This is a genomic window from Leifsonia sp. CL147, from assembly GCF_900114565.1.
Classification (GTDB): domain Bacteria; phylum Actinomycetota; class Actinomycetes; order Actinomycetales; family Microbacteriaceae; genus Leifsonia.
Genome location: NZ_FOTM01000008.1, coordinates 26,202 through 43,969 on the forward strand (window position 1 = coordinate 26,202; position 17,768 = coordinate 43,969).

Annotated in this window: 17 protein-coding genes; 14 read left to right on the forward strand and 3 right to left on the reverse strand. The window is 69.8% G+C overall.

Translation table 11 applies throughout. The features are described from left to right. Positions 1-84 precede the first annotated feature (84 nt). The 8 genes from ftsZ to dnaE all read left to right on the forward strand — a co-directional run bounded on the left by ftsZ (position 85) and on the right by dnaE (position 9,213). The gene (gene ftsZ, locus BM287_RS08810; protein WP_090038630.1) at positions 85-1,269 is read left to right on the forward strand and encodes a cell division protein FtsZ; all 1,185 of its coding nucleotides are present in this window, start codon (positions 85-87) and stop codon (positions 1,267-1,269) included. Continuing rightward, a complete protein-coding gene (locus tag BM287_RS08815; RefSeq protein WP_090038627.1) occupies positions 1,235-1,948 on the forward strand; it encodes a YggS family pyridoxal phosphate-dependent enzyme in 714 nt (237 codons plus the stop codon). Before ftsZ ends, BM287_RS08815 begins: the two co-directional genes overlap by 35 nt. A gap of 60 nt (positions 1,949-2,008) precedes the next feature. Next, entirely contained in the window at positions 2,009-2,521 is a 513-nt protein-coding gene (sepF, locus tag BM287_RS08820) for a cell division protein SepF (protein ID WP_090038625.1), read from the forward strand. Positions 2,522-2,671: 150 nt separating this feature from the next. Beyond that, entirely contained in the window at positions 2,672-2,968 is a 297-nt protein-coding gene (locus BM287_RS08825) for a YggT family protein (protein WP_090038623.1), read from the forward strand. 146 nt (positions 2,969-3,114) lie between these two features. Beyond that, complete coding sequence (locus BM287_RS08830; RefSeq protein WP_090038621.1) at positions 3,115-3,942, forward strand: DivIVA domain-containing protein; 828 nt, start codon at positions 3,115-3,117, stop codon at positions 3,940-3,942. A 34-nt stretch (positions 3,943-3,976) separates the two neighbouring features. After that, complete coding sequence (gene lspA / locus BM287_RS08835; protein WP_244528103.1) at positions 3,977-4,618, forward strand: signal peptidase II; 642 nt, start codon at positions 3,977-3,979, stop codon at positions 4,616-4,618. Next, positions 4,619-5,536 (forward strand): RluA family pseudouridine synthase, encoded by a 918-nt coding sequence (locus BM287_RS08840; RefSeq protein WP_090038619.1) that lies wholly within the window; start codon positions 4,619-4,621, stop codon positions 5,534-5,536. 161 nt (positions 5,537-5,697) lie between these two features. Beyond that, complete coding sequence (gene dnaE, locus BM287_RS08845) at positions 5,698-9,213, forward strand: DNA polymerase III subunit alpha (protein ID WP_090038616.1); 3,516 nt, start codon at positions 5,698-5,700, stop codon at positions 9,211-9,213. Between the two features lie 539 nt (positions 9,214-9,752). Here dnaE and BM287_RS08850 read toward each other — a convergent pair. Continuing rightward, entirely contained in the window at positions 9,753-10,283 is a 531-nt protein-coding gene (locus tag BM287_RS08850) for a flavin reductase family protein (protein WP_090038614.1), read from the reverse strand. A 79-nt stretch (positions 10,284-10,362) separates the two neighbouring features. Here BM287_RS08850 and hisD point away from each other — a divergent pair, with 79 nt between their 5' ends. From hisD to BM287_RS08865, 3 genes are read left to right on the forward strand one after another with little or no spacing between them, the layout of a single operon-like run. Then, complete coding sequence (gene hisD / locus BM287_RS08855; protein ID WP_090038612.1) at positions 10,363-11,694, forward strand: histidinol dehydrogenase; 1,332 nt, start codon at positions 10,363-10,365, stop codon at positions 11,692-11,694. Positions 11,695-11,703: 9 nt separating this feature from the next. Further along, entirely contained in the window at positions 11,704-12,174 is a 471-nt protein-coding gene (gene nrdR, locus BM287_RS08860; protein ID WP_090038610.1) for a transcriptional regulator NrdR, read from the forward strand. Between the two features lie 19 nt (positions 12,175-12,193). Next, positions 12,194-13,237: a quinone-dependent dihydroorotate dehydrogenase gene (locus tag BM287_RS08865; protein ID WP_090038607.1), complete on the forward strand. Its 1,044-nt coding sequence runs from the start codon at positions 12,194-12,196 to the stop codon at positions 13,235-13,237. On the opposite strand, the gene BM287_RS08870 is transcribed toward BM287_RS08865, so the two are convergent. Both BM287_RS08870 and BM287_RS08875 read right to left on the reverse strand, forming a co-directional pair. Continuing rightward, positions 13,205-14,167 (reverse strand): ribonuclease HI family protein, encoded by a 963-nt coding sequence (locus tag BM287_RS08870; RefSeq protein WP_090038604.1) that lies wholly within the window; start codon positions 14,165-14,167, stop codon positions 13,205-13,207. The two genes, BM287_RS08865 and BM287_RS08870, sit on opposite strands and share 33 nt — an antisense overlap. Before the next feature lies 1 nt (position 14,168). Next, positions 14,169-14,765: a DUF3043 domain-containing protein gene (locus BM287_RS08875; RefSeq protein WP_090038601.1), complete on the reverse strand. Its 597-nt coding sequence runs from the start codon at positions 14,763-14,765 to the stop codon at positions 14,169-14,171. Between the two features lie 41 nt (positions 14,766-14,806). Between BM287_RS08875 and BM287_RS08880 the strand changes: the two genes are divergently transcribed. The 3 genes from BM287_RS08880 to coxB all read left to right on the forward strand — a co-directional run bounded on the left by BM287_RS08880 (position 14,807) and on the right by coxB (position 17,763). After that, complete coding sequence (locus tag BM287_RS08880) at positions 14,807-16,276, forward strand: dipeptidase (RefSeq protein WP_090038598.1); 1,470 nt, start codon at positions 14,807-14,809, stop codon at positions 16,274-16,276. A 96-nt stretch (positions 16,277-16,372) separates the two neighbouring features. After that, positions 16,373-16,729 (forward strand): iron-sulfur cluster insertion protein ErpA, encoded by a 357-nt coding sequence (gene erpA, locus BM287_RS08885; protein ID WP_090038596.1) that lies wholly within the window; start codon positions 16,373-16,375, stop codon positions 16,727-16,729. Positions 16,730-16,872: 143 nt separating this feature from the next. Then, positions 16,873-17,763, forward strand: coding sequence for an aa3-type cytochrome oxidase subunit II (coxB, locus tag BM287_RS08890; RefSeq protein WP_090038594.1), 891 nt, complete (start codon positions 16,873-16,875; stop codon positions 17,761-17,763). Positions 17,764-17,768: the final 5 nt, after the last annotated feature.

The following is a 17,768-nucleotide window of genomic DNA, read 5'->3' on the forward strand; positions in this document are numbered from 1 at the left end:
GCACCTAACGTCGGATCGAGAATTGCATACTGAGCAAGACTTTAAGCCTCAACTTGAGGTCGAAGGTTCCCGTGGAGGCCGGACGTGACAGCACAACAGAACTACCTCGCCGTGATCAAGGTCGTCGGCATCGGCGGAGGCGGCGTCAACGCCGTCAACCGCATGATCGAGCTCGGCCTCCGCGGCGTCGAGTTCATCGCCATCAACACGGACGCGCAGGCGCTGCTGATGAGCGACGCCGATGTCAAGCTCGACGTCGGGCGCGAGATCACCCGCGGCCTCGGCGCCGGAGCCGACCCCGAGGTCGGCCGTCGCGCATCGGAGGACCACGCCGAGGAGATCGAGGAAGCCCTCGCGGGCGCCGACATGGTCTTCGTCACGGCGGGTGAAGGCGGCGGCACCGGCACGGGCGGCGCCCCGGTCGTTGCACGCATCGCGAAGTCGATCGGCGCGCTGACGATCGGTGTCGTCACCAAGCCGTTCTCGTTCGAGGGCAAGCGCCGGCAGCAGCAGGCCGAGATCGGCGTCCAGCGGCTCAAGGAAGAGGTCGACACCCTCATCGTGGTGCCGAACGACCGGCTGCTGGAGATCAGCGACCGCGGCATCAGCATGCTGGAGGCGTTCTCCACCGCCGACCAGGTGCTCCTCGCCGGTGTGCAGGGCATCACCGACCTCATCACCACCCCGGGACTCATCAACCTCGACTTCGCCGACGTCAAGTCGGTCATGCAGGGAGCCGGCTCGGCGCTCATGGGGATCGGCTCCTCGCGCGGCGCCGACCGGGCGATCAAGGCCGCGGAGCTCGCCGTGGCCTCGCCGCTGCTGGAGGCGTCGATCGACGGCGCCCACGGAGTCCTGCTCTCGATCCAGGGCGGATCGAACCTCGGGATCTTCGAGATCAACGACGCCGCTCGCCTGGTCCAGGAGGCGGTGCACCCGGAGGCGAACATCATCTTCGGTGCGGTCATCGACGACACCCTCGGCGACGAGGTGCGCGTGACCGTCATCGCGGCCGGCTTCGACGGAGGCGAGCCCAACACGCGGCCCGCGGCGGTCGACGGCCGGCGCGCCAGCTATGTGGAGGCCGGATCCGAGCAGGCGCAGGCGGCCTCCTCCGCGCCGTTCGAAGCAGGCGAGGCCGCGGCTCCCGCTCCCGCCGCCGACACCTGGCAGACCGGCGAGAGCCCGGCCGCAGAGGCGGCACCCCAGAAGGACCCGGCGTTCGACGACGAGAATGACGACCTCGACATCCCCGACTTCCTCAAGTAACGGGCTGGCCGAGCGGCTCGCAGCGGTCCGGGAGGGCGTCGAGGACGCCGCCCGGGCCGCCGGCCGTTCGCCCGGGGAGCTCACCACCATCGTCGTGACGAAGTTCCACCCGGCGTCGCTGGTGCGCGAGCTCGCCGGGCTCGGCGTGCGCGACGTCGGGGAGAACCGTCATCAGGAGGCGCAGGCGAAGGCCGCCGAGCTGGCCGACCTCGACCTCGCCTGGCACTTCGTCGGGCAGCTGCAGGGCAAGAAGGCGCGGCAGGTGCGGCGATACGCGTCCGTCGTCCACTCGGTCGACCGGCTGTCGCTGGTGGATGCGCTGGCCGCCCGCGAGGGCGAGGCCGACCCGGACCTCGACGTCTTCGTCCAGCTCAACCTGACGGACGATCCCGGACGCGGCGGCGTCGCAGATCGCGACCTGGAGCCGCTGGTGGAGCACGTGCTGGAAACGCCGGGACTGCGCCTGCTGGGCGTCATGGCGGTGGCTCCGCTCGGAGAGCAGCCCGCCAGCGCCTTCGAACGGGTGCGCGCCGCCTCCGGCCGCGTCCGCTCGCTCGCCCCGGACGCCTCCGCGATCTCGGCCGGGATGTCGCAGGACTACCGGGAGGCCATCGCCGCCGGCGCGACACACCTTCGGATCGGGACGGCCATTACCGGGAATCGGCCCGAGGTTCGTTAATCTCGAAGCACGAGTTCACGTGCGTGGCGAGGCGTCGCGCAGGTCTGTACGGAGGAAGCCATGGCCAACCCGCTGAAGAAGACGATGGTCTACCTGGGCCTTGCCGACGAGGAGCTGGAGTTCGAGGAGCAGCACGAGCAGCACCAGCCGCGCCGCGAAGCCCCCGCGCCGGCTCCGTCGCCCGTGCAGGCCGTCCCCCATCCCGCCCCGGTCGCACCCGCGGCCGGCCGCGCTCCGGTCACGCCGCTGCGCAAGTCGTCCACAGCACGGAATGCATCGGTACAGGAAATGAACGAGATCCTCACGGTCCACCCCCGCCAGTACCGCGACGCCCAGGCGATCGCCGAGTCGTTCCGGGAGGGCATCCCGGTCATCATCAACCTCTCGCAGATGAGCGAGGGCGACGCCCGGCGCCTCGTTGACTTCGCCAGCGGCCTCTCCCAGGGGCTCTACGGCAAGATCGAGCGCGTCACGCCGAAGGTGTTCCTGCTCTCGCCGAGCCACGTCGTGGTCTCCGGCGAGCACGGCGGTCAGGACGCCGACGTCGACGCATCCTTCTTCGCCCAGGCCTGACGGCACGCGGCGCCTGGCGGGGACGCGACCTCCGGCGGGACGCACCCGCCGGCTGCGACGTCCGGCTCCACGACGCCTGAGCGCATCGGCTCCCTCCGCCTCCTCCGTGGGCGGCAGGGGAGGCGGTGCGCTTTCGTCCATACTGGGTAGGTGCTTGCCGTCTCGATCATCGCGACCGTCGTCTACTACGCGCTGCTGATCTACTTCTTCGTGCTGTGGGCCCGGTTCGTGCTCGATCTCGTCCGGGTGTTCGCCCGCCAGTGGCGGCCGCGCGGCTTCGGGCTGGTGCTGGCCGAATCCACGTACGTGATCACCGATCCGCCCATCCGCTTCTTCCGCCGGATCATCCCGCGCGTCTCCATGGGTCCGGTGGCGATCGATTTCGGGTGGAGCCTCACGATGCTGGTGGTCATCATCGGGCTGTACGTGACCCTGGGATTCCGCTGAGTGTTGCTGAGGCCCGCGGCGGAGCGCCCGTTGTATCGTTGACGAGCCGACGCGCGGACCGTGCGGGTGGCTGCGCGAGTCCCATCCGCTTTGCTAGCGTTGGCTGAACGCGTTTCTGTTCCAATTTTTCACGAAGGTGGCTTGCCATGGCGCTGACTCCGGAAGATGTAGTCAACAAGCGGTTCCAGCCGACGAAGTTCCGCGAGGGGTACGACCAGGACGAGGTCGACGACTTCCTCGACGAAGTCGTCGTCGAGCTGCGTCGCCTGAATCAGGAGAACGAGGAGCTCAAGCAGCGTCTCGTGGCCGCCGACTCCCGGATCGCCGAGCTGCAGCGCAGCGGTGGCCAGGGCGGCGCCGTCGCCGCTCCGGCGCAGGCCGGCAACGCCGAGACCGAGCGTCTTCAGCGCGAGAACGAAGACCTGCGTCAGCGCCTCGCCCAGGCGCAGCAGGAGGCCGCACAGGCCGCTCAGCAGGCGCAGGCTCAGCCCGCTCCGGCGTACCAGCCGCCAGCGGACGACGCGAACGACCCCAACGCCACCAACAACCTCCTCCAGCTCGCCCGCCGGCTCCACGAGGAGCACGTGCGCGAGGGCGTCGAGAAGCGCGACCAGCTCATCGCCGAGGGGCACGCCACCGCAGCCCGCATCGTCGCAGAGGCCGAGTCGAAGCAGCGCGCCCAGATCAGCGCCCTCGACCAGGAGCGCACCGGACTCGAGCGTCGCATCGATGAACTCCGCACGTTCGAGCGGGACTACCGTAAGGGTCTCAAGAGCTACATCGAGAGCCAGCTCCGCGACCTCGACGCGCCCGTCCAGGGCGGCGGCGCCAACCCGGCCCAGAGCCGTGCGGCCGTTCCGGTAGGCGCCGGAAGCGCGGTTCCGGCTCCGGTGCCCGCAGGCGGCTCCGACGACGGCAACCAGGGCCAGCAGGTTGGTCAGCAGCCTCCGGCCTTCCCCGGCTTTGGAGGCTAGTCCCTCCCGGTCCAAGGTCAGCGTCCGGGCCTTGGTGATCCTGGGCGTGGTGGCGCTGTGCGTGTACCTCGTCGACCAGACCGCCAAGCTCCTGGTGGTGGCGAACCTCTATGAGGGTCAGCAGTTCCAGGTCCTCGGGCAGCTGCTGCAGTTCCACTTCGTGAAGAACGCGGGCGCAGCGTTCTCGATCGGCACCGGCTCCACATGGATCTTCTCCATCGTGGGCGTCGGCGTCCTCGGGTTCGTCATCTGGTACGCCCCGCGGATCCGGTCGACGGCCTGGGCGGTGCTGTTCGGGCTGCTGCTCGGGGGGCTCCTCGGCAACCTGACCGACCGGCTGTTCCGCGAACCCGGCTTCGGCGTCGGCCACGTGGTCGACTTCCTGCAGATCCCCGTGCTGCCCGCGATCTTCAACCTCGCCGACGTGGCGATCGTGTCGAGCATGGTGCTGTTCCTCCTGCTCACCCTCCGCGGCGTCGGCCTCGACGGCCGGCACGCGCCGGACGGCGACGTCGACCCGGAGAGCGAGTCGGTCGCGGGTGACCCGGCGAGCGAGTCGGTCCCGGGTGACCCGGTCGCAGGGGAGCCCGTCGCAGGGGGGCCTGTCGCAGGCGAGCCGACGTTGGGCGAGCCGAAGCAGCCCATCGCGAATCAGCACGACAAACCTCAGAGCTAGATGGAGTCGCGCAGCATCCCGATCCCGGACGGGCTCGACGGCTCGCGCGTCGACGCGGGCCTCGCCAAGCTCCTCGGCTTCTCGCGCAGCTTCGCCGCCGAGATCGCCGAGGCGGGCGGCGTGACGGTGGACGGCCGGGAGGCCGGCAAGTCCGACCGCCTCGCGGCCGGCTCGTGGCTCGAGGTGTCGTGGCAGCCGAAGTCGGACGTGCAGGTCGTCCCCATCGCCGTCCCCGAGCTCACGATCGTGCACGATGACGACGACATCGTGGTGATCGACAAGCCCGTCGGCGTGGCCGCCCATCCCTCGGTCGGCTGGGAGGGCCCGACGGTGCTGGGCGCGCTGGCCGCCGCGGGCTTCCGGATCTCCACCTCGGGCGCCGCCGAGCGCGCGGGCATCGTCCACCGCCTCGACGCCGGCACGAGCGGCCTCATGGTCGTCGCGAAGTCGGAGCACGCCTACACGGTCCTCAAACGTGCCTTCCACGACCGGACCGTGGAGAAGATCTACCACGCCGTCGTGCAGGGCCATCCGGATCCGCTCACCGGCACGATCGACGCGCCGATCGGCCGCCATCCACGGTCCGACTGGAAGTTCGCCGTGGTCGCGGGCGGGAAGCCCTCCGTCACGCATTACGAGACGATCGAGGCGTTCCCTTCGGCAAGCCTCCTCGAGATCCATCTGGAGACCGGTCGGACCCATCAGATCCGCGTCCACATGGCGGCCCAGCGGCACCCGTGCGTGGGCGATGCGATGTACGGAGCCGACCCGGCGCTGAGCGCGCGGCTGGGCCTCTCGCGCCAGTGGCTGCACGCCGTCCAGCTGTCCTTCGACCACCCGGCGACGGGGGAGTGGGTCACCTTCACGACGACCTATCCCGCGGACCTGCAACACGCTCTGGACGTGCTCCGCACGTAGCCGGCGCGCATCGAAAACGGAGGAATTCCGGTCGGTTCCGGCCCTCGCCTCCTCCCTTTCCTGCGCCCGCGCGGCGCGTCGCGCAACATCTCCTCCTTTCCCCCCGGCGGTGCCGAGGGTCGCCGAAAAATGTCGGCCGAACCGTTTACGCTGAAGGGGTCATGAGCGACTCCTTCGTACATCTCCACGTCCACAGCGAGTACTCGATGCTCGACGGGGCGGCGCGGGTCAAACCGCTGGTTGAGGCGGCGGCGGCGCAGGGGATGCCCGGGGTCGCCATCACCGACCACGGCAATATGTTCGGCGCGTTCGACTTCTGGCGCACCGCCGTCGATGCGGGCATCAAGCCGATCATCGGCACCGAGGCGTACCTCACGCCCGGCACCCATCGCACCGACAAGACCAGGATCCGCTGGGGCGACGGCGGCGGCGACGACGTCTCGGGCTCCGGCGCGTACACCCACATGACGATGCTCGCGGCGACCACCGAGGGCATGCACAACCTGTTCCGGATGTCGTCGTACGCCTCCATGGAGGGCTACTACTTCAAGCCGCGCATGGACCGCGACCTGCTCAGCCGGTATTCGAAGGGCATCATCGCGACCACGGGATGCCCCTCCGGCGAGGTCCAGACGCGCCTGCGCCTGGGCCAGTACGAGGCGGCACGGGAGGCGGCGGCCGAGTTCCGCGACATCTTCGGCCGCGAGAACTTCTTCGCCGAGATCATGGACCACGGCCTCGGCATCGAGCGCCGGATCATGTCCGACCTCATCCGGCTGGCGAAAGATCTGGGCCTGCCGCTGGTGGGGACCAACGACCTCCACTACACGCACGCCGAGGATGCGAAGAGTCACGCCGCCCTGCTCTGCGTGCAGTCCGGCTCCACCCTCGACGACCCCAACCGCTTCAAGTTCGACGCCGACGAGTTCTACCTCAAGACGCCGGAGCAGATGCGGCAGCTGTTCCGCGACTATCCCGAGGCGTGCGACAACACCCTGGCGATCGCCGAGCGCTGCGACGTGCAGTTCGACACGGCCGCGAACTACATGCCGCGCTTCCCCGTCCCCGAGGGCGAGACGGAGCAGACGTGGTTCGTGAAGGAGGTCGAGCGGGGCCTCGAGCAGCGGTACCCGGGCGGCATCACCCCCGAGGTGCGCAAGCAGGCCGACTACGAGATCGGCGTCATCTCGCAGATGGGATTCCCGGGCTACTTCCTCGTGGTCGCCGACTTCATCAACTGGTCGAAGCGCAACGGCATCCGCGTCGGCCCCGGCCGCGGCTCCGGCGCCGGCTCGATGGCCGCCTACGCGATGCGGATCACCGACCTCGACCCGCTGCAGCACGGCCTCATCTTCGAGCGGTTCCTCAACCCCGACCGCGTCTCGATGCCCGACTTCGACGTCGACTTCGACGACCGCCGCCGCGGCGAGGTCATCAAGTACGTGACCGAGAAGTACGGTTCGGAGCGCGTCGCCCAGATCGTCACGTACGGCACCATCAAGGCCAAGCAGGCGCTGAAGGACTCCGGGCGTGTGCTCGGCTTCCCGTTCTCGATGGGTGAGAAGCTCACCAAGGCGATGCCCCCGCCCGTGATGGGCAAGGACATCCCGCTCACCGGCATCTTCGACAAAGACCACCCGCGCTACAAAGAGGCGGTCGACATCCGGGCGGTCGTCGAGACCGACCCGGAGGCGAAGACCGTCTTCGACACGGCGCTCGGACTCGAGAACCTGAAGCGCCAGTGGGGCGTGCACGCGGCCGGCGTCATCATGTCGTCCGACCCGCTGATCGACATCATCCCGATCATGAAGCGGGAGCAGGACGGCCAGATCGTCACGCAGTTCGACTACCCGGCCTGCGAGTCCCTCGGACTCATCAAGATGGACTTCCTGGGGCTGCGCAACCTCACCATCATCAACGACGCCCTCGACAACATCCGCGACAACCGCGGCGAAGAACTCGTCCTCGAAGAGCTCGCGCTCGACGACCGTCCCGCCTACGAGCTCCTCTCGCGCGGTGACACGCTGGGCGTGTTCCAGCTCGACGGCGGCCCGATGCGGTCGCTGCTGCGGCTCATGAAGCCGGACAACTTCGAGGACATCTCGGCGCTCATCGCGCTCTACCGGCCGGGCCCCATGGGCGCGAACTCCCACACGAACTACGCGCTGCGCAAGAACGCCCAGCAGGCGATCACGCCCATCCACCCGGAGCTCGCCGAGCCGCTCGCCGAGATCCTCTCCACGAGCTACGGCCTCATCATCTACCAGGAGCAGGTGATGGCGATCGCGCAGAAGGTCGCGGGATTCTCGCTCGGCCAAGCAGACATCCTGCGCCGCGCGATGGGCAAGAAGAAGAAGTCGGAGCTCGACAAGCAGTTCGAGGGCTTCTCGCAGGGCATGCAGGCCAACGGCTACTCGATGGATGCGGTCAACAAGCTCTGGGAGATCCTGCTCCCGTTCTCCGACTACGCGTTCAACAAAGCGCACTCGGCCGCCTACGGCGTCATCTCGTACTGGACGGCCTACCTGAAGGCGCACTACCCCGCGGAGTACATGGCGGCGCTGCTGACCAGCGTCGGCGACTCCAAGGACAAGATGGCCCTCTACCTCAACGAGTGCCGCCGCATGGGCATCAAGGTGCTGCCGCCGGACGTCAACGAATCCAACCTGTACTTCGCCGCCGTCGGCGAGGACATCCGCTTCGGGATGGGCGCGGTCCGCAACGTCGGGGCGAACGTCGTGGAGGGGGTCCGGGAGGCGCGCGAGAGCAAGGGCCGCTTCGAGACGTTCCACGACTTCCTGAACAAGGTGCCGATCCACGCCGCGAACAAGCGGACGGTCGAGTCGCTCATCAAGGCGGGCGCATTCGACTCGCTCGGCCACACCCGTCGTGCGCTGATCGAGGTGCACGAGGATGCGGTCGAGTCGGCCGTCAAGATCAAGCGCAACGAGGCGAACGGCGATGTCGGGTTCGACTTCGACAGCCTGTGGGGCGAGGACGAGGCGACGCAGACGCAGCACCACATCCCGCAGCGTCCGGAATGGGCGAAGCGCGACAAGCTGGCGTTCGAGCGCGAGATGCTCGGACTCTACGTCTCCGACCATCCCCTCGCGGGCCTCGAGCTGCAGCTGGCCAAGCTCGCCAGTACGTCGATCGCCGAGCTGGTGGGCTCCGAGAGCATCCAGGACGGCGAGACCGTCACGATCGCGGGCCTCGTGACGAGCGTGCAGCACCGCGTGGCGAAGGCATCCGGCAACCAGTACGGGATGATCCAGGTCGAGGACTTCGGCGGCGAGTTGACCGTCATGTTCATGGGCAAGGCGTACCAGGAGTACTCTCCGCAGCTGGTGGGAGACGCGATCGTCGTCGTCCGGGGCCGGGTGAGCCTGCGCGACGACGGGATGAACCTGCACGCGTTCTCGCTGATGACGCCCGACGTGGGCCAGGCGAACGACTCCGGGCCGCTCGTGATCACGATGCCGGACCAGCGCGCGACCACCGACACCGTTCTGTCCCTGAACGAGGTCCTCGGTCGTCACCCCGGCGAGAGCGAGGTGCGCCTGCGGCTGGTGAAGGGTCACGTCGCGCGGGTGTTCGAGGTTCCCCGGCCGGTCACCGTCAGCGCGGACCTCTACGGAGAGCTGAAGGGCCTGCTCGGCCCCAACTGCCTCGTCTGACGCCGCCCCTCCCGCCCCCTCCGCCCCCCGCCTCCTCCCCTCCACCCCCGCCTCCACCCCCCCGCCTCCACCCTCCGCCATCCGCCGAGGTGCTCGTAGTTGCACACGACACGCCGTCTGGGGCTGCAACAACGAGCACCTCGGCGGAAGGTCGGGGCGAGGGGGACGTGCTCCTCCCGCCGAGGTGCTCGTAGTTGCGCGTACGGGGCCCGCCTGCCCCAAGGTGCTCATTCCGCCGAGGGGCTCGTTCCCGCGAGGTGCTCGTTGTTGCATCCGCCAGGGTGCTCATTCCGGCGAGGTGCTCGTTGTTGCACCCGACACGCCGTCTGGGGCTGCAACAACGAGCACTTCGGGGAGGGCGTGAGGGCGGCAGAGCGGGAGGGGGAGAGCGGGAGGGGGAGAGCGGGAGGGGGAGAGCGGGAGGGGGGACAGTGGCGCAGCGTGAGGGGGCGAGAGCGGAGGCGGCGGGCGGCGGGCTGGGGGGCGACAGCTGGGGCGGCGGGCTCGGGCAGCGGACGGCGGCGGGCGGCGGGGCCGGGTCAGACGGGGGTGCCGGGGCGCCAGTAGGTGCGTTCGTGGTAGACGAGCGGAGCGTCGTCCTCGCCGAGGCCGCCCTCCTCGATCTGCACGATCACGACAGCGCTGTTGTGCACCTCGGTGCGTTCGAGGATGCGTCCGACCATCCACGCGGTCGTGTCCTTGATCACGGGCAGTCCGTGCGGGCCGCGGTACCAGTGGTCGCCGAGGAAGCGCCGCCGGTTGTCCCCCGAGAGGATCTGCGCCACATCGCGGTTCCGCACACCGAGGGTGTGGATGACGACCCGGTCGGTCTCCGCGATCGCGGGCCAGCTCGACGCCGACAGCGACATGTTGAAGGTGGCGAGGGGCGGCACGGCGGCGAGCGATGCCAGGGAGGTGGCCGTGAAGCCGACCGGAGTGCCGTCGGAGGTCTGTGCCGTGATCAGCGCCACCCCGGCAGCGTGACGGCGGAACGTCTGCCGGAAGGCCGCGAGGTCGGGAGTCGCGTCGCTGACGGTGCCGTCGGTGGGGTCGGGGGATGCACTGTTCATACTGTGGGTACAAGCTCGAATCTGTCGGGACCATTCCGCGCGGGGGATGACCGGCGCGAACCGTTAGGCTGGTCGGGCCATGATCCAGACCATCGACCTCCGCGGTGTCCAGCCTACTCGCGCCGCCTTCCAGCGCCTGGTTCCTCGTCCGGTCGTCGACGTGCACGCCGCGATGTCCATCGCCACCGAGCTGATCGACGATGTCCGGCGGCGCGGCCTCGCGGCGCTGACCGAGCAGGCCGAGCGCTTCGACGGCGGGGCTCCCGCGTCCGTGCGCGTGCCGCAGTCCGAGATCGACGCGGCCGTGCAGGCGCTCCCCGCCGAGGTCCGCGAGGCCCTGGAGGAGGCGATCGCACGCGTCCGCGAGGCGACGGCCGCACAGGTCCCGCCCGCCGCCGAGACCGCCATCCGCCCGGGCGCGACCATCGTCCAGCGCTGGCAGCCGGTCGAGCGCGCCGGGCTCTACGTCCCCGGCGGCAAGGCGGCGTATCCGTCGAGCGTGGTGATGAACGCCGTTCCGGCCCAGGTCGCGGGCGTCGCTTCCGTCGCTCTCGCCAGTCCGCCGCAGAGGCGGTTCGGAGGCGCGGTCCACCCCGCCATTCTGGGCGCCGCCGGGCTGCTGGGCATCGACGAGGTGTACGCGATGGGAGGCGCCGGCGCGATCGGCGCGCTCGCGTACGGCGTCGAAGAGCTGGGTCTGGAGCCGGTCCAGGTCATCACCGGACCGGGCAACGTCTACGTCGCCGCGGCCAAGCGCGTCGTGCGCGGCCAGGCCGGCATCGACTCGGAAGCGGGAACGACCGAGATCCTGGTCATCGCCGACGATGCGGCGGATGCCGGCTACGTCGCTGCCGACCTGGTGAGCCAGGCGGAGCACGACGAGGCGGCCGCCTCCCTGCTCGTCACCGACAGTCCGGCGTTCGCGGATCGGGTGGTCGCCGAGCTCGGCCGGCAGGCAGACGCCACGAAGCACGCCGAGCGCGTCCGGACCGCGCTGGGCGGCCCGCAGTCGGCGATCGTCCTGGTCGACGACCTGGCGGCGGCCGCCGCCTTCAGCGACGCCTACGGACCGGAGCACCTCGAGCTGCAGACGGCGGATCCGGAGGCGCTGCTCGCGTCCATCCACAATGCCGGCGCCATCTTCCTCGGGGCCACGTCGCCCGTCAGCCTGGGGGACTACCTCGCCGGCTCCAACCACGTGCTCCCGACCGGCGGCCAGGCCCGCTTCTCGCCCGGCCTCGGCGCCTACTCGTTCCTGCGGCCGCAGCAGGTCGTGAGCTACGACCGGGATGCGCTGCGCGAGGTCGCCGACCGCATCGTCGCGCTCTCGGCAGCCGAGGACCTCCCTGCGCACGGCGAAGCGGTCACCGCGCGCTTCCGCCCGGGCGGTCCGGCCGACTCCGGGCGGTAGAATTCCTCCATGTTCTGCCCCTTCTGCCGCCACCCGGATTCCCGCGTCATCGACTCGCGGACCAGCGACGACGGGCTCTCCATCCGCCGCCGGCGGCAGTGCCCGGAATGCGGCCGCCGCTTTTCGACCACCGAGACGGCGAGTCTGAGCGTGATCAAGCGCAGCGGCGTGGCCGAACCGTTCAGCCGCGAGAAGATCGTCCTCGGCGTGCGGAAGGCCTGCCAGGGCCGGCCGGTGACCGACTCCGACCTGGCGGTGCTGGCGCAGAAGGTGGAGGAGACCATCCGGTCCACCGGCGCGTCGCAGATCGAGGCCAACGACGTGGGGCTGGCGATCCTCCCGGAGCTGCGGGAGCTGGACGAGGTCGCCTACCTGCGCTTCGCGAGCGTCTACCAGGCGTTCGACTCCCTCGACGACTTCGAGGAGGCGATCCGCTCGCTGCGCCTCGCGCACCGTGCGGAAACGGTGGATGTGCCCTAACGGGTATTCTCGAACAGGCATGTATCGCGTACTGTTCGACCTCATCCTGTCCCGGCTCGACCCCGAGCGGGCCCACCATCTCGCGTTCCTGGTGATCCGCGCCCTCCCGGCCCTGGGCCTCGGCGGTCTCGCCCGCCGGTACACCGCGCCCGACCCCTCGCTGGCGGTGGAGGCGCTCGGACTGCGGTTCGCCTCCCCGTTCGGTGTGGCGGCGGGCTTCGACAAGGACGGCGAGGCCGTTCTCGGCCTCGGCGCGCTCGGCTTCGGCCACGTCGAGGTCGGCACGGTCACCGCACGCCCGCAGCCCGGAAACGAGAAGCCGCGGCTGTTCCGCCTCATCCCGGACGGCGCCGTCATCAACCGGATGGGCTTCAACAACAACGGCGCAGGATGTGCCGCCAACCAGCTGCTGCGGGTGCGCCGCGCCCGGCGGCGTCCCGTCCTCGGCGTCAACATCGGCAAGTCGCGGGTGGTCGCCGTCGAGGATGCCACGGCCGACTACCTCACCAGCGCGCGGGCCCTCGCACCGGTCGCCGACTACCTCGTCGTGAACGTCAGCTCTCCCAACACGCCGGGGCTCCGCGGCCTGCAGGAGCTCGAACTGCTCGCACCGCTCCTGACCGCCGTGAAGGAGGTCGCCGGCGATACGCCGCTCCTGGTGAAGATCGCCCCGGACCTCACCGACGACCAGGTCGAGAGGATCGCTCGGCTCACGGTCGAGCTCGGTCTCGCCGGCATCATCGCCACCAACACCACCATCGCCCGGGAGGGTCTGCGCACCGACCCGGCAGTCGTCGAGGCAGCGGGAGCAGGAGGCCTGAGCGGCACGCCGCTCGCCGCTCGCTCGCTCGAGGTGCTGCGGCTGATCCGGGCGGTCGTCCCGCCGGAGCTCTGCGTGATCTCCGTAGGCGGTGTCGACACGGCAGAGGATGTGCAGGAACGACTGGATGCGGGTGCCACCCTGGTGCAGGGCTACACCGCGTTCCTCTACCGCGGCCCGCTGTGGGCGCGGCAGATCAACCGGGGGCTGCTACGCCTCCGGAGTGCCCTGGTGGAAGCGTAGGCGCCAGCGTCCCGAGCTGCGCACCCAGAGGGAGCTGCGCAGTGTCGCGCCCCGCGCATCCACGGTCCGCGTCGTGAGGAGCAGCGCATCGGGAGCGACCCGGTCGATGCCGAGGACGTCGAGTTCGCCGGCGGGGGAGTCCTCGTCCGCGAGCTCGGAGATGAGGGCGTCGCGGCCCCACACCCGGCCCGAGCGGCCGATCTCCTCGAAGGAGGGATGCAGCAGCGCGGCGAGTCGCGAAGCGTCGGAGCGCACGCCGGGTTCGAGCAGTTCGCGCTCCAGCCGGGCGACGGCTTCCTCGTCCGTCTCCTCGGGCGGAAGGCCGTCGAAGAGGTCGAACTCGAGGGCGTCGTCGTCCGTCGCGGTCGCCGTCGTGCCTCCGGATCGCGTCGGCAGCAGGGCGGGCTCCAGGTCCGGCTGCGGTTCCGGCGCCGGCGCCGGCTCCGCCGTCGCAGCCGCGGCCGCGGTCCCGGGCCACCCCGGGCCGATCGGGATCGGGTCGCCCAGCTGATAGGCGGTGGCCACGGCACGGGCGCGCACGTCTGCGGCCTCGTTCAGCTCGTGGCCGGCGTGTCCCTTCACCCACTCGAACGTGAAGCGGCGGCCCTGCAGTGCGCGGTCCAGGCGCTCGAGGAGCTCACGGTTCAGCACGGGGGCGCCGTCCGCCTTGCGCCAGCCTTTGCGCTTCCAGCCGGGCATCCACTTCGTGACCGCGTTGATCACGTACTGGCTGTCGCAGTAGATGTGGAGGTCGTCGTCCAGGTGGGCCGTGGCCTCGAGCAGGTCGATGACCGCCATGAGCTCGCCCTGGTTGTTGGTGCCGTGCGGCCAGCCGCCGGCCGACCAGTGGGCGTCGTCCACGTACCAGGCCCAGCCGGACGGGCCGGGGTTGCCGAGGGCGGAGCCGTCGGCCGCCGCGATGATCGCCACGTCAGCTGGGGAACCGGCCGCGCTTGACCTGCGGCTTGGGCAGGCGCATCACGCGCAGCTGCAGGGCGCGCATCGCGGCGTACCAGCGCAGTCCGCGCTCGACCTTGCTCTCCCCGAACTTCGCGGCGATGCGCTTGCGCACCAGGAAGCCGAGGACGATGCAGTCGATCACCGCGATCAGGAAGAACCCCCAGAGGGCGAACAGGCCGTACGCCTGCAGGAGCGGGGACGGCAGGAAGGTCAGCACGATCACCAGCAGCATGATCGGGATGAGGAACTCGCCGATCGAGAAGCGCGCGTCCACGTAGTCGCGGACGTAGCGGCGCTGCGGGCCGCGGTCGCGGGCCGTCAGATAGCGGTCATCCCCGGCGGCCATGCCCACGCGGGCCTTCTCGCGCGCCTCCGCCTGCCGCTGGCGCGCCATCCGGGCCGCCTCCTTGCGGTCGGTGGGGACGAGCGGGCGCTTGCGTGCAGCCTCCTGCTCGCGGCGGGAGGGCGTCGGCGCCCCCTTGCCCTGCTTCAGCCGGGCAGCCGTCTCTTCGGGGGTCTCGGCTGCGGGCGTTTCCGCGTCGCTCGCCGGGTTCTGTCGTTTCGCCAACTTCGAGCCTTCGGTTGTGGGGTCCGCTTAAGATTACCCGCATGACAGAGAGCCAGCTGACCCCCGTTTCCGCGACCCACGACACGGCCGCGCCCGATTCCCCGGACGGCGTCGAGCAGGAGGTCCGCGCCGCAGTCCACGCCGGGCTGCCGTCGGCGATCGCGGACCTCGCGCAGCTGGTCCGCATCCCCTCGGTGTCGTGGTCGGCGTTCGACCCGGCGAACGTGCGCCGGAGTGCGGATGCGGTGGCCGCCCTGCTGACGGAGACGGGCGTCTTCGACCGCGTCGAGGTGAAGCAGGCGCCGATCCCGTCGCGGGGCGACGACGGCGGGGCGGAGAGCCTGGGCCAGCCGGCCGTGCTCGCGACGCGCGCTGCGCGGAACGGACGACCCACGGTCCTGCTCTACGCCCACCACGATGTGCAGCCCGAGGGCGACGCGGCGGACTGGGAGACGCCGCCGTTCGAGCCGACCGTCCGCGGCGACCGGCTGTACGGCCGGGGCGCCGCCGACGACAAGGCGGGCGTGATGTCGCACGTGGCCACCGTTCGCGCCCTGCATGAGGCTCTGGGCGACGACCTCGATCTCGGCCTCGCCGTCTTCATCGAGGGCGAGGAGGAGTTCGGCTCGCGCTCCTTCTCGAACTTCCTCCAGCAGAACTCCGCCGCGCTGGCGGCGGACGTGATCGTCGTCGCCGACTCCGACAACGTCGACGTGGACACGCCGGCGCTCACGGTCTCGCTGCGCGGCAACGTGACGTTCCGGCTCACCGTCTCGACGCTCGGGCACGCCTCCCACTCCGGGATGTACGGAGGTGCTGCTCCGGATGCGATGCTCGCGGCGGCGAGACTGCTCGCGACGCTCCACGACGACGACGGCGCCGTGGCCGTCGAGGGTCTGCGGTCGTACACGGGGGCCGCCGAGCCACCCGCGTTCAGCGAGGAGGAGCTGGCGGAGGACGCCGCCTTCCTTCCCGGAGTCCGGAGCATCGGGCGGGGCCCGATCCTGTCGCGGATGTGGTCGCAGCCGACCATCACGGTCACCGGCATCGACGCCCCCAGCGTGGCCAACGCCTCCAACACCCTCCTGCCGAGCGTGTCCGTCCGGATCAGCTCCCGTGTCGCGCCGGGGCAGCCGGCCCGCGAGGCCTACGAGGCGCTCGAGCGCCACCTGCGGGCGCACGCTCCGTTCGGGGCGGTCATCGCCATCGACGACGTCGACCTCGGCGACCCGTTCCTGGTCGACACCGCGGGCTGGGCCGCGAGCGAGGCGAAGCGCGCCATGACCGACGCCTGGGGCGCGGAGGCGGTCGAGACCGGCATCGGCGGCTCCATCCCGTTCATCGCCGATCTGGTGCGGGAGTTCCCCGAGGCCCAGATCCTGGTGACCGGCGTCGAGGACCCCGACACCCGTGCGCACAGCCCGAACGAGTCCCTCCACCTCGGGGTGTTCAAGCGTGCCGTGCTCGCCGAGGCGCTGCTTCTCACGCGGCTGAACGCGAGAGAATCCTGAGCGGATCGGCGGCGGTCGCGGAAATCGCAGCCGAGCGACGTACAATCGACGCAGATTTCGTTTCCGAAGCCTGAATCATCCTTTGTGAGGAGCCCGATGTCCGACACGACGCTGACCGCGACCAAGGCCCACGGAGTCGGCCTGACCGACACCGCGGCATCCAAGGTCAAGAGCCTGCTCGAGCAGGAAGGCCGCGACGACCTGCGTCTGCGCGTCGCCGTCCAGCCCGGTGGCTGCTCCGGTCTGATCTACCAGCTGTACTTCGACGAGCGGATGCTCGACGGGGATGCGACCGTCGATTTCGACGGTGTGGAGGTCATCGTCGACAAGATGAGCGTCCCGTACCTGGACGGCGCGACGATCGACTTCGAGGACACCATCCAGAAGCAGGGCTTCACGATCGACAACCCGAACGCGACCGGTTCCTGCGCCTGCGGAGACTCCTTCCACTGAGTTCCATAGCACACGAGAACACTCAGGGCCGCCCTCCACAGGGCGGCCCTTTTGTTCGGATCAGGGTGTCAGTCGGAGTAGGGTGGATGCAGCCACATACAGTTGCATGTGAACTGTCCCCGTAGTCACTCGAAAGGTCACCGGTGCGTCACAATCGCCGTCTCCGATGGGCTGCCATCCCGATCGCTGCGACGCTCGTCGTGGCGCTTGCGGGCTGCACGCAGGCTCAGCTGCACGGATTCCTCCCGGGCTTCGTGGAGGGTCAGCCGCCCGTCACGAACCACACCGACCGCATCAGCGGCCTGTGGGTGACCAGCTGGATCGTGCTCCTGATCGTCGGCATCATCGTGTGGGGCCTGATCCTGTGGGCGGTCATCGTCTACCGCCGGCGCAAGGGGCAGACCGGCCTTCCGTCGCAGCTGCGCTACAACATGCCGATCGAGATCTTCTACACGATCGTGCCCCTCATCCTGGTCCTCGGCTTCTTCGCCTTCACCGCCCGCGACCAGGCGGCGATCGAGAAGCCGTACGCGAACCCGGACCTCAAGATCCAGGTGTACGCCAAGCAGTGGGCGTGGGACTTCAACTACGTGACCGACAACGTCTACGACCCGGGCGTCCAGGTCCAGCCGGACGACAACAGCGCCACCCAGGGCGCGGTCCAGGAGGGCAAGATCCCGACCCTGTACCTGCCCGAGAACAAGACGATCACGATCCAGCTCGACTCGCGCGACGTGATCCACTCCTTCTGGGTCCCCGCGATGCTGTACAAGAAGGACGTCATCCCGGGCAAGACGAACTACCTGTACTTCTCGACCACGAACCGCACGGGCACCTTCGTCGGCAAGTGCGCCGAGCTCTGTGGCGAGTACCACTCGGCGATGCTCTTCAATGTGAAGATCGTGCCGCAGTCGGAGTACGACGCTCACATCCAGAGCCTGCGCGCCCAGGGATTCACGGGTCAGCTGGGCTCCGAGTACGACCGCAACCAGAACCTGCCCGGGACGGGCGCCGCCCCTGCGGGTAACGAGTAGGACAG

Coding starts and splice junctions, on each gene's coding strand:
- BM287_RS08830 (WP_090038621.1), top strand. CDS start 3,115: ATGGCGCTGACTCCGGAAGATGTAGTCAACAAGCGGTTCCAGCCGACG.
- BM287_RS08865 (WP_090038607.1), top strand. CDS start 12,194: ATGTATCGCGTACTGTTCGACCTCATCCTGTCCCGGCTCGACCCCGAG.
- BM287_RS08840 (WP_090038619.1), top strand. CDS start 4,619: ATGGAGTCGCGCAGCATCCCGATCCCGGACGGGCTCGACGGCTCGCGC.
- nrdR (WP_090038610.1), top strand. CDS start 11,704: ATGTTCTGCCCCTTCTGCCGCCACCCGGATTCCCGCGTCATCGACTCG.
- BM287_RS08850 (WP_090038614.1), bottom strand. CDS start 10,283: ATGAACAGTGCATCCCCCGACCCCACCGACGGCACCGTCAGCGACGCG.
- dnaE (WP_090038616.1), top strand. CDS start 5,698: ATGAGCGACTCCTTCGTACATCTCCACGTCCACAGCGAGTACTCGATG.
- sepF (WP_090038625.1), top strand. CDS start 2,009: ATGGCCAACCCGCTGAAGAAGACGATGGTCTACCTGGGCCTTGCCGAC.
- BM287_RS08815 (WP_090038627.1), top strand. CDS start 1,235: ATGACGACCTCGACATCCCCGACTTCCTCAAGTAACGGGCTGGCCGAG.
- hisD (WP_090038612.1), top strand. CDS start 10,363: ATGATCCAGACCATCGACCTCCGCGGTGTCCAGCCTACTCGCGCCGCC.
- BM287_RS08880 (WP_090038598.1), top strand. CDS start 14,807: ATGACAGAGAGCCAGCTGACCCCCGTTTCCGCGACCCACGACACGGCC.
- erpA (WP_090038596.1), top strand. CDS start 16,373: ATGTCCGACACGACGCTGACCGCGACCAAGGCCCACGGAGTCGGCCTG.